The 644-nt window shown below is 48.0% G+C and carries 1 protein-coding gene; it reads right to left on the bottom strand.

Features of this window, described 5'->3' with window-relative positions; genetic code table 11:
• Positions 1-644, bottom strand: a 644-nt coding sequence (locus KP705_RS15965; RefSeq protein WP_215764946.1) for a plasmid recombination protein, incomplete at both ends; no start/stop codon positions are given.

The following is a 644-nucleotide window of genomic DNA, read 5'->3' as shown; positions in this document are numbered from 1 at the left end:
TTTCAGCCTTAGATTTTGCAGCATCAACACGCTTTGCAACAGCACGAACATCAGCCAGAGCAATAGCTAAAGCCTTGGCTTGTTGCTTCTCCTGGTTCCACTGGTCCCGAGTGAAACGCATAAGAAATGGAGCAATACGAGTTAAGCCAGAAGGCTTCCCGACCTTATCCCAATAACTGTCCTGCCAATCTCTAAAAGATTGCTTATAGGCTTCATTTTGTTCCTTTGGAGATAACCCATCCGCCTTGGCCTTCTGCTTTGCACTATCCCCAGGATGTAAGCTGATCGCCTTCAAATCATCAGGAACGATGAAAGCATGAAGATGAGGAAAAGCCTCATCATCATGCCTGATGACTGTCTTCAACTGGTCCCCATACGTGTCCTGCAACCACTTGACCGACCGAGCTTGCCAACGCTTACAATCGGCATCCATCTCACCTGGCCAAGACAGAACAATGCACGCCATAGTATTTTGAGTGCTTCTGATTTTCCTGCTCTTGCCATTCTTCTGAACATCAACAGCACCATCGCAAGCCTGCTCATGCTCACGCTCAAGAGCTTCTAAATCCTGACCAAAAACGAGAACCGGCTTGCCTGGATTTTCAACATGCAAACAGGCATCCGGATTTCTCCGGGTAGCCTCA

The sequence above is a fragment of the Gluconobacter sp. P1D12_c genome (genome assembly GCF_018812105.1).
Taxonomy (GTDB): Bacteria; Pseudomonadota; Alphaproteobacteria; order Acetobacterales; family Acetobacteraceae; genus Gluconobacter; species Gluconobacter oxydans_A.
This window is presented reverse-complemented; position numbering and strand designations above follow the sequence as displayed.